General features: G+C 65.1%; 12 protein-coding genes and 1 pseudogene. 8 read left to right on the plus strand and 5 right to left on the minus strand.

Annotated elements, in window-relative coordinates; genetic code table 11:
• Window positions 1-13 precede the first annotated feature (13 nt).
• Complete coding sequence (gene arfB, locus U5A67_RS21080) at window positions 14-418, plus strand: alternative ribosome rescue aminoacyl-tRNA hydrolase ArfB (RefSeq protein ID WP_321815755.1); 405 nt, start codon at window positions 14-16, stop codon at window positions 416-418.
• Window positions 419-556: 138 nt separating this feature from the next.
• Here arfB and U5A67_RS21085 read toward each other — a convergent pair whose 3' ends face one another.
• The 3 genes from U5A67_RS21085 to U5A67_RS21095 form a co-directional block, all read right to left on the minus strand.
• Entirely contained in the window at window positions 557-817 is a 261-nt protein-coding gene (locus tag U5A67_RS21085) for a hypothetical protein (RefSeq protein ID WP_027818234.1), read from the minus strand.
• Between the two features lie 197 nt (window positions 818-1,014).
• On the minus strand, window positions 1,015-1,260 hold the full coding sequence (locus tag U5A67_RS21090) for a hypothetical protein (RefSeq protein ID WP_205986495.1): 246 nt from the start codon (window positions 1,258-1,260) through the stop codon (window positions 1,015-1,017).
• Window positions 1,261-1,505: 245 nt separating this feature from the next.
• Window positions 1,506-2,204, minus strand: coding sequence for a YdcF family protein (locus U5A67_RS21095; protein WP_415767890.1), 699 nt, complete (start codon window positions 2,202-2,204; stop codon window positions 1,506-1,508).
• 339 nt (window positions 2,205-2,543) lie between these two features.
• On the opposite strand from U5A67_RS21095, the gene U5A67_RS21100 reads away from it, so the two are divergent.
• Window positions 2,544-2,867, plus strand: a complete 324-nt coding sequence (locus U5A67_RS21100) for a hypothetical protein (RefSeq protein WP_321815756.1) — start codon at window positions 2,544-2,546, stop codon at window positions 2,865-2,867.
• Window positions 2,868-3,106: 239 nt separating this feature from the next.
• Here U5A67_RS21100 and U5A67_RS21105 read toward each other — a convergent pair whose 3' ends face one another.
• Entirely contained in the window at window positions 3,107-3,415 is a 309-nt protein-coding gene (locus tag U5A67_RS21105) for a hypothetical protein (protein WP_321815757.1), read from the minus strand.
• 355 nt (window positions 3,416-3,770) lie between these two features.
• Window positions 3,771-4,166: pseudogene (locus U5A67_RS21110) on the minus strand (transposase); the annotation flags it as partial.
• A gap of 426 nt (window positions 4,167-4,592) precedes the next feature.
• On the opposite strand from U5A67_RS21110, the gene U5A67_RS21115 reads away from it, so the two are divergent.
• From U5A67_RS21115 to nusA, 6 genes are all read left to right on the plus strand, one after another.
• Window positions 4,593-5,495, plus strand: a complete 903-nt coding sequence (locus U5A67_RS21115) for a LysR family transcriptional regulator (RefSeq protein WP_205986498.1) — start codon at window positions 4,593-4,595, stop codon at window positions 5,493-5,495.
• Window positions 5,496-5,675: 180 nt separating this feature from the next.
• Window positions 5,676-6,842 (plus strand): pyridoxal phosphate-dependent aminotransferase, encoded by a 1,167-nt coding sequence (locus tag U5A67_RS21120; protein WP_321815857.1) that lies wholly within the window; start codon window positions 5,676-5,678, stop codon window positions 6,840-6,842.
• A 393-nt stretch (window positions 6,843-7,235) separates the two neighbouring features.
• Window positions 7,236-8,219: an SMC-Scp complex subunit ScpB gene (scpB, locus tag U5A67_RS21125; RefSeq protein WP_321815758.1), complete on the plus strand. Its 984-nt coding sequence runs from the start codon at window positions 7,236-7,238 to the stop codon at window positions 8,217-8,219.
• Between the two features lie 63 nt (window positions 8,220-8,282).
• A complete protein-coding gene (gene rluB / locus U5A67_RS21130; RefSeq protein WP_321815759.1) occupies window positions 8,283-10,178 on the plus strand; it encodes a 23S rRNA pseudouridine(2605) synthase RluB in 1,896 nt (631 codons plus the stop codon).
• Between the two features lie 487 nt (window positions 10,179-10,665).
• Window positions 10,666-11,124 carry a ribosome maturation factor RimP gene (gene rimP, locus U5A67_RS21135; protein WP_321815760.1) on the plus strand — a complete coding sequence of 153 codons (459 nt, stop codon included), beginning with the start codon at window positions 10,666-10,668 and terminating at the stop codon, window positions 11,122-11,124.
• On the plus strand, window positions 11,121-12,596 hold the full coding sequence (gene nusA / locus U5A67_RS21140) for a transcription termination factor NusA (protein ID WP_205983823.1): 1,476 nt from the start codon (window positions 11,121-11,123) through the stop codon (window positions 12,594-12,596). The genes rimP and nusA overlap by 4 nt, the downstream gene beginning before the upstream one ends.
• Window positions 12,597-12,614 lie beyond the last annotated feature (18 nt).

The raw sequence follows: 12,614 nt of genomic DNA on the forward strand, positions 1-12,614 counted from the left end.
CGCCGTTATTGCCATGTCCGATCGCCTGTCCATCCCGCTGCACGAAGTCGAACTCGTCGCCGTTCGCGCGCAGGGCGCGGGCGGCCAGAACGTCAACAAGGTGTCGAGTGCGATTCATCTGCGCTTCGATATCCGCGCGTCGTCCTTGCCCGAAGTCATCAAGATGCGCCTGCTTGCGCTCGCCGACCGGCGCATCACGCACGAAGGCGTGGTCGTGCTCAAATCGCAGGAGTACCGCACGCAGGAGCTGAACCGCGAGGCGGCGCTCGCGCGTCTCGATGCGCTGATCGAAAGTGTCAGCGTGACGCGCAAGGCGCGGGTGGCGACGCGGCCCACGCGCGCATCGAAGATGCGGCGTCTGGACGGCAAGTCGCGCCGCAGCGAGATCAAATCCGGGCGTCAGCGTGTGACCGAATAACGCAGCGCGTCAGGCGGGCTTCGTTCTAATCGGCTGGGATGGGCGCCGCAGAGCGCGCCATTGCGGCGCAGGGCGTTGAATCAGGAGGGGGCGCGCGCGACCGGAGCGGCCGCGCGGCGTGCAGCGTGTTCGGACGGATCAGTGCGTCGTATCGGGCACGTCGAGGATCAGGATGATGGTCCAGTCGGCGTCGCCTTCATGGTGGTACTGGCGCTCCGCGACGATGAACGGCTGCTGCTTGCCTTCCGGCCCGAGGAACAGGACGTCGCCTTCCATCGGCAGGCATTCGACCGGGGGCAGGGCGAGGAAAGCCTCGGTGCCCTTGCCGCGCGGCATCAGCTTTTCGATCTTGCGGGATGCCGCTTCGGTCCATTCGATGTCGAGCTGGATGTTGCTCATGGATGTTTCTCCGCGCGAGTCGCGCACAAAGTAGGGGGAATTTCGAGGTGCGCGACTTTAGCATAACCCGCGCGCGCGCCGACCTGTGGGCGCGTTGGCGTCAAATGTTCCCGTCCTTCTTGCTGCGCAAAACAAAAAAGCCGAGGCCGGGGACCGGCGTCGGCTTTTCAGGCGTGGCTCAAGCGTTATCGGACGAGTTACTGATCCGACTTCGGCGGGGCCTTGTGATGCGGATGGCCGCCTTTCTTGTGATGCTTCATGGGCATTTCCGCCGGCGCCTGCGCAGCGGCCTGCTGGCGCGACTGGAGATCCTGCGCGCGTTGCTCGACATCGGCGGCTTTGGCCGGATCGGTGCTCATCATGACGCCGTTATCCGATTGTGCGTAGGCGGCGCCCGTCAGTGCGGACAGCGAAATCAGGACTGCGAGGGACACTTTTTTCATCACTACCTCCGAAGAGCGGTTTATGGACCCAGCTGGTGCCTGCCGAGCAGGAAAAGGCATGTCATTCTAACGATCAACCTGGGTTGGCAGATGACATCGCATCAGGCTTGCGCGCGCGATTTACAACTCCTTACATCTGCCCGGGTCCCATCCTGACACATCTGACCCGATCACGGCGACGACCTGCTCATGCGGGCTCTCGTGCAGCCTTGGACGGTTACCCCGGCCCGCGCGCTGGACCGTGACTAGAACCAGCCAAGCATGACGTAAACGTGAAACTGCGCAATCCCGATCAATTCGTGCAGCGCGGTTTCTGCGCTGCGCAGGTTGCCGCGGCGCGGCCAGAGGCCAAGGCGCACATGCCGTACCTCGGATATGGCCGCCACCGGGTGCATGCCGAAGCGCCCGAAATCCAGCATCGCGCGTGCCATGTGATACGACGAGGTTACGACGAAGAGCGTATCGGCGCGCTGGGCGTGCACGATCGGCGCGACGTCGCGGGCGTTCTGCCAGGTCGTGAGACTGGTGTTTTCGAGGATGAGATCGTCGCGGGTGATGCCGGCGCGCAACAGCCAGGGCGCATAGGTATCGGCTTCGCTGGCGGCGTGATGCTGCGGATTGCCGCCGCTCACGATCACCTTGCAGAGTCCTCCGGCGGCAACGCAGCGCTGGTGCAGCGCAGCCGACAGCCGGATGCGCGCATAGACGTCGTGCTGCGGCGCTAGCGAGCCGTCGTCCATGACGTCGGTGCCGCCGCCCAGCATCACGATGGCGGTGCGCGGACCGAACGAGGCGGCGTTCGGCGAAGCGGGATCGTAGGGAGTACGATAGGACAGCGGCTGGGCCAGATCGAGCAGCGGCTTTGTCAGCCACCCTGCCGCGAGCAGCCAGAAAAAGATGACAGCACCAAACGCCACCGCCCGGCGTTGACGGCGCCACAGCACGAATAGCGCAAAAAATAGCGCAAATATTCCGAATAGAATCAATTTGAATGAGGTAACGTATTGTTTTTCGGGATGAAGCATGTCGCGCGTGAATCGGCCGCCAATGGCCACCGCGATGATCATGCCGGAAGCGACGACCTTGCGCGGCGAAGCGCTCCACAACGAGCGGCTGTCGTTCTGCGCGGCGTCCGGTGCTTTCGCGGGGGCCCGAATAACCTGCAGTCCGTGCCACGGCGCAGGACAGCGCAAGGCGCGCGGCGAACGGCTGCGTAGCGCTTGCCGGCCTTGCGCCCTATCAGGCGGAATGGCAGCGAGACTGCATTTTAAGAAAGATGTGAGATGACCACGTATTCCAACGAAGCAGTACTCGAAGCCTTGCGGCGGGTGCAGTATCGGCAGGTCCCGTGGGCGCGTAGTCCCAGAGTTTTCCAATATCTGCGCAATCTCGGCCTGATGGATACCGTCAGGCAGCGCACCGTGGCTCCTGCTCCCGGCTTCCATGCTCCCGTCGATATCGCCGTGCTGACCGAGCGCGGCCGCGCGGAATTCGCGCGCCTTGCCCGCGACGAACGTTCTCTCCAGTGGACCGACCAGCGTACGGTCGACTACGTGGCCGAAGCGCTCGCCCAGTCTTCCGACGAAGCGGGCTCCACCGCTTTATAGCCAGCCAAAAAAAAGCCCGTATCGAAAGATACGGGCTTACCGGTATTACTGCTGCCACGCTGTGCTTAATGGCAAAGGGATAGACCGCGCGCTCGCGCGGTGGTTCCCGTCTTCGTCACGCCATCGACACGATTACAGCGCGTAATTATTCGTTTCGCATTTATTTCGCGTTGATTCATTTCGCAGACCGGAGCTTCGCACGGCCGCTCCGGCGATCGTTCCGCCTTGAGCGCGCTGCGCTAGTGGCGTGCGCGCGGCGGCTCGGATCGCGGCGGCGGGGTGCGGCGCGCGTTATCGACGATATCGCTGCGCAGATCGCCGCGCGGCACCGGCTGGGCATTGTCGGCGGGGCGAGCGCCTGCGGACGGCCAGGCATGCGCGCCCGTGCGGGCGATGGGCCAATGCGGTGCGCTGGACTGGGGCGGCTGGGCCGTCGCATCGTTCGAGAGCCATGACGCCACCACGGTGGGCAGGGCAAGCGACGCGAGCAGGGCGAGGGCGGACAGCGAAACCATGATGCCCCGATTGTGCAGAGTCATGGATCTCATGGCAGCCTCCCGTCAGAGCGGGTTTTGGACTTGAGTGAACATGCCTCTAAGGTACGGTCGTGCGCGAAAGCATGCTGTAAATATTGGTAAAGAGATGTTTCGCGCGCATCGATCGGGCGTGCGCAGGCCCAATCCGGCGAGGTTTAACGCCGTTTGACGAAATTAGAGGAAGCGCACCAGCGCCTGTCTGCGCGTGCCTTCGAGTGAGCTCGATGTGGCAGGCAGACAACGCCCGGAAAGGCTCAAAGCCTCGGTGGCTGGCGGCGAGCGCCGCGAGGGAAATCGCCGGACGCGAAAGGCGCCCGGCGCAAAGTGCGAGAAGTGAACGTGAATCTGTTGCCGGCCAGCAGGTTCAGGCCATCTTGACGGGCGCGCGCCACGATTCCGGGTTGGTCCAGAATGCGCCGCGCAGACGGTCGCGGCTCGGCGGTGCCGGCGGCTTGGTGGCGGTGGCGCCGATGCGTCCGCGCAGCGAAATTTCGCGGCCGCTCGTGCCCAGGCGCTTCACGATTTCGGCGAGCGTGCCGTCAGCCTGCCATTCGTCGAAGCGGCGGCGGCAGGTGGGCGGCGAAGGGTAGCGGCCCGGCAGCTTGGACCAGCCTTCACCCGTCGACAGCACCCACAGCACTGCGTTGACCACAGCACGCGCTTCGACGCGAGGCCGTCCACGGCGCTCGCTCCGTGCGGGTTCCGCACAGAACAACGCCTCGACCAGGGCCCATTCGTTATCTCTCAAATCGTCGAACAGCATCATGTTTCACCTCAGCGAAGCTATCTCCGGTGCGCTGCCCCGCGCTGCGCACTCTTCATGTACCCCGACCGGTTGGCGGAGTACCAGGCGGAATCGGTTGGGACGGGCCAGTCTCTTTCAAACATCGGACCGTCCGCCGATCCTGTGTCTGCCTTAATGCGAGAAGCGTGCCAGCTCACACGCTTTCGTCTCGAAGCCGCGTGGCATCAAGCCCGCGCGGGTGCTTGCCAGGGGCGTATGAGACTCGAAAACGCATGGCCGGGAAATCGGGACAATCACCAATCTTGTGCAAACAGGCCCGCCAGGCGTGCGTTTTAGCTGCATTGCTGCACTGCGGCGAACAATGACCGGTGCGATTCACTCCGCTGTAACGATCCAGCAAGCGATTAAAATTGCATCAAACAAAGTGATTCATGAGGCGAATGGATGAATGTGACGTTGCGGCAATTGCGGGTGTTCATCGAAGTCGCGCGTTTGCAGAGCTTCAGCCGCGCGGGCGATGAAATCGGTCTCACGCAGTCGGCGGTGAGCCGTTGCGTGCGCGAGCTGGAAACCGAGATGGGCGTGAAGCTCGTCGATCGCACCACGCGCGAGGTGCAGCTGACCGACGTGGGCGCGAATCTGATCGCGACGATTCCGCGTCTGATCGGCGATCTGGACGACGCGCTGCGCGAGATCCGCGAAATCGGCGAGCAGCGGCGCGGGCGCGTGGTGGTGGCGGCCAGTCCGACCGTCGCCTGCCGGCTGATGCCCGAAGTGGTGGCTGCGTGCGGGCGGCAGTTTCCGTACGTCACGCTCGGCCTGCGCGACGACGTGCAAAGCGATGTGGTGCGCAAGGTTCGTTCGGGCGAGGTGGATTTCGGCGTCGTGATCGGGCCCTTCGTGGGCGCGGCGGCCGCCGAGGATCTGGAGACCGAGTTGCTGGCCACCGATTCTTTCTGCGTGGTGGTGCGCGGCGATCATCCGCTCGCGAGCCGCGACGAGGTGCCGTGGACGGCGCTCGACGGCGAGCGGCTGGTGATGCTCGATCATGCGTCGGGCAGTCGTCCGCTGATCGACGCGGTGATGCAGGAGCAGGGCGTGAGCGCGCGCATCGTGCAGGAACTGGGGCATCCGGCCACGGTGTTCGGGCTGGTCGAAGCGGGCGTGGGGGTAAGCGTGCTGCCTTGGCTGGCCTTGCCGGTGCCGGCCGGGTCGTCGCTGCTGGCGCGCTCGCTGGTGCCGCGCGCCGAACGCACGGTCGAGCTTGTGCGACGGCGCGATCGTTCGCTTTCGCCGGCTGCCGAGGCCGTCTGGACGCTGATCCGCGAACTGGGCGGGCAGCGCTGAGCGCGGCTGTGGAGGTGTTGTGCGGGTTTTGTGGCGCTAAACTGACGGTCGGAATCGGATGTCATTCGACCGTCACTTCACCGTCACCCTTCACGGAATCCCCCGATGCGCGATCTCGATCTGTCCTCGTCCGTTAGTCCGTCGTTGAACACTACGCAAGCGGTTCTCGCCGCGCCTGGCATGGCGCGCGAAGCGGTGCAGGCGCTGCGCGCGTCGCAGATCCGCGAAGTGGCGAATGCGGGCTTTGGCGTGGCGGACGTGCTGCCGTTCTGGTTCGGTGAATCCGATCGCGTGACGCCGGCCTTTATCCGCGAAGCCGCCGCTGCGGCGCTCACGCGCGGCGACACGTTCTACACCCACAACCTGGGTATCTCGCCGCTGCGCGAGGCGCTGTCGCGCTATGTGAGCGATCTGCACGGCCCGACGCCGATGGAGAGCATCGCGGTGACGAGTGCCGGCGTGAACGCGCTGATGCTGGCCGCGCAACTCGTCACCGGCGCGGGCGACCGCGTCGTGGCGGTGACGCCGCTGTGGCCGAATCTCGTCGAGATTCCAAAGATTCTGGGCGCCAGCGTGGCGACGGTCGCGCTCGATTACGGTGCGCGCGGCTGGACGCTCGATCTCGATCGCCTGCTGGCCGCGCTCACGCCGGGCACGAAGCTGCTCATGATCAACTCGCCGAACAATCCGACTGGCTGGGTGATGACCCGCGACGAACAGCGCACCGTGCTGGAGCATTGCCGTCGCCACGGCATCTGGATCGTCGCCGACGAAGTCTACGAGCGGCTTTACTACGGCGCAGCCGGCGAGCGCGCCGCGCCGTCGTTTCTCGATCTGGCCGCGCGCGACGAACGGCTGATCTGTGTGAATTCGTTCTCGAAGGCCTGGCTCATGACCGGCTGGCGGCTGGGCTGGATGGTCGCGCCGCGCGCGCTGATGGACGACTTGAGCAAGCTGGTCGAATACAACACCTCTTGTGCGCCGTCGTTCGTGCAGCAGGCCGGCGTGGTGGCGGTCGAACAGGGCGAGGCGTCCACGCAGACGCTGGTGGGCGATCTGCGTACTTCGCGCGATCACCTGGCCGCGGCGCTGGCGCAGTTGCCAGGCGTCGACGTCAAGGTGCCGCATGGCGCCATGTATCTGTTCTTCCGTCTCGCAGGCGCGCAGAACAGCCTCGAACTCTGCAAGGCGCTGGTGCGCGAAGCGGGGCTCGGACTCGCGCCGGGCAGCGCGTTCGGCCCGGAAGGCGAGGGCTTCGTGCGCTGGTGCTATGCCTGCGATCCGGCGCGGCTCGATGCGGGGGTGGCGCGTCTTGCCGGCTATCTGGCGGACCATGGCGGGCGCTGAGTGACGTCGTTGCGATGCCGTTCGCATCGATCGGATGGTGAGCGAATGGCGATCGAGCGACGAACATTCGACGATCGATGCGCAATCAATACGCCATTGACGGAATCGGTCTAAAACACGCCCGGAGGCGACTTTACGCCCCCGGCGTTTTTGCGTAAGATGGCGCTCAGTCACGCGATTCCCTGCGGGAATTTCGCTGCTCCGTCCGGCTGGGTCTGGCACTTTGTCTGCTCAAGCATCGCAAAGTACCGTAAAGCGGCCCCCCGGTGCGTGCTCCCATCAATATGACCGATCAGAATCGGGCGAGCGCGTCTCCAGTTCCACATCGTCTTTCGTCTGTCTGATCCGGTTCCTTGAACCTGATTTACCTTACTTAGGGTCTGACCTGGCTGCATGAATACCCAAGAGGCGAAGATCGTCCTCGAGACTGCATTGATCTGCACGCAGGAGCCGCTGAAGATCGGCGAACTGCGCAAGCTGTTTGCCGACGACATTTCGGCCGACACAGTCCGTAACCTGCTCGAAGACCTGCGCCAGGAATGGTCGGGGCGCGGCGTGGAACTGGTAGGCCTCGCATCAGGCTGGCGCTTCCAGAGCAAGCCGGCCATGCGCACGTATCTCGATCGCCTGCATCCCGAAAAGCCGCCGCGCTATTCGCGCGCCGTGCTTGAAACGCTCGCGATCATCGCGTACCGGCAGCCGGTCACGCGTGGCGACATCGAGGAAATTCGCGGGGTGACGGTCAACACGCAGGTCGTCAAGCAGCTCGAGGACCGTAACTGGATCGAGGTCATCGGTCATCGGGACGTGCCGGGACGCCCGGCTTTGTATGCCACGACGCGCCAGTTTCTCGACGATCTCGGCTTGAGATCGCTCGACGAACTGCCGCCGCTCGACGATCCGTCGAACCAGTTGGGCGAGCAGTTGCTGGCCCAGCATGCGATCGAATTCCCGGAAAGCGAAGTGGCGCAGTTGATCGCCGAAGGCACGCAGGCGAGTCTCGAAGCTCTCGATGCGGCGGTTGATGCGGCTGTTGAGGCGGCGGTCGATTCCGCCGTCGACGCCACAGGCACGGCCGATGCGGACGATGAAACCATCGCCGAAGCGGTCCATGGCTCGCATGAAAACGACGCGCCGCCATCCGCCGAAGTACCGGATGCAACGCCGTCCGCAGCAACACCGGCGCACGCCGAAGACGCCAACGCCGAAGCCGCCCTCGCGCAGGACTTCGACGCTGGGCGCGTCGATGCGGGCGCAACGGAGCTGGCTGGCCACGTTGCCGGCGAGCCCGCAGAAGAACACGAAGACCGCCGCGACGCGGCGCAGGACGACCCCGTCTCGACGACGGACGACGACGCCGCCCGACGCGGCATCTGAAGCAACAAACACACTGACGCGCCCCTCGCAACCGGGCGCGCAACCTGACATTTCGAGGTTGTTTTGACTGATATCCACGACACCGATTCGGGCGACGCGCCCGAATCCTCGCGTCGCGCGTCCTCCGCGCGCGATGACGACTCGCGCGCCGCCCAGAATGGCGGCGAAGGTGCTGGCCCGCAGGCTGGCGAGCACGCCGGCGAGGGTGACGACCGTCCGCGCCGCGGCCTGCGCCGTGGCCCGCGCAGCCTGATCGCGCGCCGCCGCGCTGGTGCGAAGGGCAAGACCGAAGGCGCAGGCGCGCCGGAAGCCTCCGATGTGACCGACACGCCGCCGGACGGCGCGGTCGTCGCGAAGCCGCGCGCGCCGCGCAAGGACAAGGGCGCTGCTGCTGCCGTCGGCAACGGTGCTGGTGCAGGTGCTGGCGTGAAGCGCGGCCCGGGCCGCCGCACCAACGCTGCGAGCGCAGCGGAAGGCGCGAACGCCGCAGCCGCTGGCAAGCCCGCGAAGGGCGTGCGTGGCGGCAAGGGCCGTGCGCAGGCGCCGGCCGCCGCAGGCGAAACGCAGGACGACCTGTTCCTGTACGTCTCGTCGCCGGCATTCGATGCCGATAACGAGGCCAACGCAGGCGTGAATGGGCCGATGCTGCGCCGCGGCCGCGCCGCCGCACAACCCAAGCGCGTGCTGAGCCCGGACGACGACGCACCGAAGCTGCACAAGGTTCTCGCGGATGCGGGCATGGGTTCGCGCCGCGACATGGAAGAGCTGATCATCGCCGGGCGTGTCTCGGTGAACGGCGAACCTGCGCACATCGGCCAGCGCATTCTGCCGACCGACCAGGTTCGCATCAACGGCAAGCCGATCCGCCGCAAGCTGCAGAACAAGCCGCCGCGCGTGCTGATCTATCACAAGCCGACCGGCGAGATCGTCAGCCATGCCGATCCGGAAGGTCGTCCCTCGGTGTTCGACCGCCTGCCGTCGATGAAAACGGCGAAGTGGCTGGCAGTCGGCCGTCTGGACTTCAACACCGAAGGTCTGCTGATGCTGACGACTTCGGGCGATCTGGCGAACCGCTTCATGCACCCGCGCTACAGCGTGGAGCGTGAATACGCGGTGCGCGTGGTCGGCGAGTTGCCCGAAGGCAATCGCCAGAAGCTGCTCAAGGGCGTCGAGCTCGATGACGGCCCGGCGAGCTTCCTGCGCATCCGCGATGGCGGCGGCGAAGGCACGAACCACTGGTATCACGTCGCGCTGGCCGAAGGCCGCAACCGTGAAGTGCGCCGTATGTTCGAAGCGGTCGGCCTGATGGTGAGCCGCCTGATCCGTACGCGTCACGGCCCGATCGCGCTGCCCAAGGGCCTCAAGCGCGGTCGCTGGGAAGAGCTCGAAGACAACCAGGTGCGCGCGCTGATGGCAGCGGTCGGCCTGAAGGCGCCGAGCGAAGAGAAGGGCGGCCGTGGCGGCAAGGAAGAACGTCGCCAGCCGGACCCGATGCAGACGTCGATGGGCTTCATCAACCGTGAACCGGTGCTGAGCTCGCACGGCGCGATGGGGCAGCCGCGTCAGCAGCGTGGCGGTGGCGGCGCTGGCGCAGGCCGTCGCGGTGCGCAGGCAGGCGGCTTTGGCGCAGGCGGCGGTTTCGGCGGCGGCATGGGCGGCAACGCCGGTGGCAATCGCGGTAATCGCAGCAACGGCGCCAATGGCGGCGGCAACGGCGGTCGTGGTGGCTTTGGCGGCAATGGCGGTAACGGCCGCAGCGGCGGCGCTCGCGGCGACGTCGACGGTAACCGTGCGCCGTCCGCTGGCAAGCGTGCTGGCGGCAATGCGGGCGGCGGTAATCGCCGTGGCCCGGGCAATAACGCCGGCGGCAACGCGGGCGGCAATCGCCCGGCAGGCGGCGGTGGCGGTAACCGCACCGGTCAGCGCGGCACGCCGCGCAACCGTACGCGCGGCCATTAAGGTGCCGAATCAGCGAGCGTTCCGGGTCGACCGGCGCTCGCTGCGGCGATCTGCCGTCACCACGCGCGATCGCTGCTGGAGCTGACCTTTAGCTCAGTTCGAGCCGGCCTTGAAAACGCTTTCAGCGCGGGCCGATCCGGCTGTAGGCGCTGTTGCGCGGGCGCCTCGCGGTTTGCCTTAAAAGCGAAAAAAGGCTACAATCTCGAAGTCGCTGGGCGTGCGGCTTTTATTTGCGTCCCAGGTGCGACCACCTGGCTAAGTGAGAAGATGGGCGTTTCGCCCATTTTTTTTTGGTTCGGCCGATTGTGATCGTTCCCCGCGTTTTTTGGGGTATCGGTGGCAGTCGCGCAGTGCAACCGTTCACGGCAGGTCTGGCTCGCCCATCTGGGTTGAAGTGCAAGAGCGCGCGCTCACCTGGCGCGCGGCCCGCGAATCCCGAATCACAGGAAGTTGCCGGCTCGCTGCGCGAACATCTGGAGTGGGCATTGTGCAACTGACGGAACTGATTGAAACCACGGTCACCGGGCTCGGTTACGAGCTGGTCGACCTCGAGCGCACCGGGCGCGGCATGCTGGCCATCTACATCGATCAGCCCGCGGGTATCGCGATCGAGGACTGCGAGAAGGTCACGCGTCAGCTGCAACACGTTCTGTTCGTCGAAAACATCGACTACGAACGTCTTGAGGTCTCGTCGCCCGGCCTCGACCGTCCGCTGAAGAAACTGGCGGACTTCGACCGCTTCGCGGGCTGCGAAGCGGTCATCACGTTGAAAAAGCCATTGGACGGACGGAAATCGTACCGCGGCATCGTGCATGCCCCGGAAGGCGAGACCATCGGTCTGGAATTCGAAGGGAAGGCTGGGCCTGCGATGCTCGATTTCACGCTCGCGGACATCGATAAAGCCCGCCTGATCCCCAAAGTTGACTTTAGGAGCCGCAAACAATGAGTCGCGAAGTGTTGATGCTGGTGGATGCGCTGGCACGCGAGAAGAATGTCGACAAGGACGTGGTGTTTGCCGCCCTTGAAGCGGCGCTTGCGTCGGCCTCCAAGAAACTCTTCGACGAAGATGCGGACATCCGCGTGCATATCGACCGTGAAAGCGGCGAGCACGAAACGTTTCGTCGCTGGCGCGTCGTGCCGGACGAGGCGGGCCTGCAGGAGCCGGATCAGGAAATTCTCCTGTTCGAAGCTCGCGAGCAGAACGCCGAAGCACAGATCGACGAATTCATCGAGCAACCGGTGCCGTCGGTCGAGTTCGGCCGTATCGGCGCGCAGGCTGCCAAGCAGGTCATCCTGCAGAAGGTGCGTGACGCCGAGCGCGAGCAGATCCTGAACGATTTCCTCGAGCGCGGCGAAAGCATCATGACCGGCACGGTCAAGCGCATGGACAAGGGTAATTTCATCGTCGAATCGGGCCGTGTCGAAGCGCTGCTGCGCCGCGACCAGCTGATTCCGAAGGAAAACCTGCGCGTGGGCGACCGCGTGCGCGCCTGGATCGGCAAGGTCGACCGCACCGCGCGCGGCCCGCAGATCGAACTCTCGCGCACGGCGCCCGAGTTCCTGATGAAGCTGTTCGAGATGGAAGTGCCGGAAATCGAGCAAGGCCTTCTCGAGATCAAGGCGGCAGCGCGTGATCCGGGCGTTCGCGCCAAGATCGGCGTGGTGGCTTACGACAAGCGCATCGATCCGATCGGCACCTGCGTCGGTATCCGCGGCTCGCGCGTGCAGGCTGTGCGCAACGAGCTCGGTGGCGAAAACGTCGACATCGTGCTATGGTCGGAAGATCCCGCCCAGTTCGTGATCGGCGCGCTCGCGCCGGCTGCCGTGCAGTCGATCGTGGTCGACGAAGAAAAGCACTCGATGGACGTCGTCGTCGACGAAAGCGAGCTTGCGGTCGCCATCGGCCGCAGCGGCCAGAACGTGCGTCTTGCCGGCGAGTTGACTGGCTGGCAGATCAACATCATGACGCCGGACGAATCCGCGCAGAAGCAGAACCAGGAGCGCACGGTGCTGCGCGACCTGTTCATGGCGCGTCTCGACGTCGATGAGGAAGTCGCCGACATCCTGATCGACGAAGGCTTCACGAGCCTCGAAGAGATCGCCTACGTGCCCCTCAACGAAATGCTGGAAATCGAAGCGTTCGACGAGGACACCGTGCACGAGCTGCGCAACCGCGCGCGCGACGCCCTGCTCACGCAGGCTATCGCGAACGAGGAAAAGGTGGAAAGCGCCGCGCTGGACCTCAAGAGTCTGGACGGCATCGACCCGGAGCTGCTCGCGAAGCTGGCGCAGCACGAAGTTCACACCCGCGACGAGCTCGCCGAGCTGGCCGTGGACGAACTGACCGAAATGACGGGAATGGAAGAGGACGCCGCCAAGGCGTTGATCATGAAGGCACGTGAGCACTGGTTCGAATGACCTGCGGGGGAGCCATCC

This window comes from Paraburkholderia sp. J69-1, assembly GCF_905220255.1.
In the GTDB taxonomy this organism is placed as follows: domain Bacteria; phylum Pseudomonadota; class Gammaproteobacteria; order Burkholderiales; family Burkholderiaceae; genus Paraburkholderia.

Excerpts from the sequence above, each read along its gene's own strand:
- arfB (WP_321815755.1), top strand. The coding sequence starts at position 14 with ATGTCCGATCGCCTGTCCATCCCGCTGCACGAAGTCGAACTCGTCGCC.
- U5A67_RS21085 (WP_027818234.1), bottom strand. The coding sequence starts at position 817 with ATGAGCAACATCCAGCTCGACATCGAATGGACCGAAGCGGCATCCCGC.
- U5A67_RS21090 (WP_205986495.1), bottom strand. The coding sequence starts at position 1,260 with ATGAAAAAAGTGTCCCTCGCAGTCCTGATTTCGCTGTCCGCACTGACG.
- U5A67_RS21100 (WP_321815756.1), top strand. The coding sequence starts at position 2,544 with ATGACCACGTATTCCAACGAAGCAGTACTCGAAGCCTTGCGGCGGGTG.
- U5A67_RS21105 (WP_321815757.1), bottom strand. The coding sequence starts at position 3,415 with ATGAGATCCATGACTCTGCACAATCGGGGCATCATGGTTTCGCTGTCC.
- U5A67_RS21115 (WP_205986498.1), top strand. The coding sequence starts at position 4,593 with ATGAATGTGACGTTGCGGCAATTGCGGGTGTTCATCGAAGTCGCGCGT.
- U5A67_RS21120 (WP_321815857.1), top strand. The coding sequence starts at position 5,676 with ATGGCGCGCGAAGCGGTGCAGGCGCTGCGCGCGTCGCAGATCCGCGAA.
- scpB (WP_321815758.1), top strand. The coding sequence starts at position 7,236 with ATGAATACCCAAGAGGCGAAGATCGTCCTCGAGACTGCATTGATCTGC.
- nusA (WP_205983823.1), top strand. The coding sequence starts at position 11,121 with ATGAGTCGCGAAGTGTTGATGCTGGTGGATGCGCTGGCACGCGAGAAG.